Genomic DNA, 1,050 nt, shown 5'->3' with positions numbered 1-1,050 from the left:
AGCGGTCACGCGCCATCCACTTGCCGACCCCGTCCGTCTCCCACCGGCCCACCATGTCCGTGACCCACTTCTGCACGGCCGCGGGCGTCCACGGTCCGGTCCAATACGCGACGATCGGGTCGCTGTACAGCAGGACCAGATCGTCGACATCGCCCGCGGCGACCGGTGTCAGGACCAGCCGTGGCGTACGAACCGGATCCCTCGGCGCCTCGTCCATATCGACTCCCGTGCGGCGGTCAGTGTCGCCAGTCGAGTCGCGACTCGATGATGTCGGCGACCGCCTGCCACCAGCCGGCGAGCAGGCCGCGGTCGAGCTGCTCCCACTGTCTGATGTGGCTGCGGCGCGGCCGGGAGCCGGCCTGGCGCAGGGTGTCGTCGAGATGGTCGAGCGGGGCGCCGGTGGCCAGATACGGGTACGCCTCCTCGATGTCCAGGGCCAGCATCAGCTCGTTCGCGATCGTGCCGGACTTGACGATCAGGTCGGGCAGCCAGCGGGCCGGTTCCAGCTCCAGGCTGACCGCCGGAAGTCCCAGGTCGTACCGGTTCTCGTCCAGCAACGGCAGGTACGCCTGCGACATCGCCTGACACAGCCAGCCCCAGTGCGGGATACCGGAGAGATCGTGCTCGGGGCTGGACAGCGCGAACCCGGCCGCCTGCTCCGGACGGGGCACCAGCGGGAGACGCCCGGCGGTGCCGGCGAACACCGGCGTGGCCCACCCGTCCTCCTCCGGCACGTACGCCCGCAGCGTGTAACCGGTGCGGTCCCCCACCGTCAGCTCGACGAGCTGAACGGGGAAATCAGCGGGCAGCATGCCGCGGTGCATCGGTTGATGGAACGGAACGGGCGCCTGAGTGTGCGCCGGCGTCGGGGTCGGAGCCGGGTGGAACGGTGGCGCGGACGGTGCCGGTGCCGGTGGCGTGTACTGCACGGTGGCGTCGGTCCGTGCCTGGGCGGCCAGCAGTGGACGGGCCCGGTCCGCGGTCAGCCGGCGGGCCGGGTCCTTCTCCAGCAGGCCCGCGATGACCGGCCAGAGGTTCCCGGCGCCGGCC

At 71.7% G+C, this 1,050-nt stretch carries 1 protein-coding gene and 1 pseudogene; both read right to left on the bottom strand.

From position 1 onward, the window contains the following. Window positions 1-217, bottom strand: a 217-nt coding sequence (locus tag AB0M20_RS45505) for a GNAT family N-acetyltransferase (protein WP_364307903.1), incomplete at its 3' end; no start/stop codon positions are given. A gap of 19 nt (window positions 218-236) precedes the next feature. Continuing rightward, a pseudogene (locus AB0M20_RS45500) lies at window positions 237-1,050 on the bottom strand (hypothetical protein); the annotation flags it as partial.

It is taken from the genome of Actinoplanes sp. NPDC051633 (genome assembly GCF_040681735.1).
Taxonomy (GTDB): domain Bacteria; phylum Actinomycetota; class Actinomycetes; order Mycobacteriales; family Micromonosporaceae; genus Actinoplanes.
Note: the sequence above shows the minus strand (reverse complement) of the source record. Positions and strands in the feature narration are given on the sequence as shown.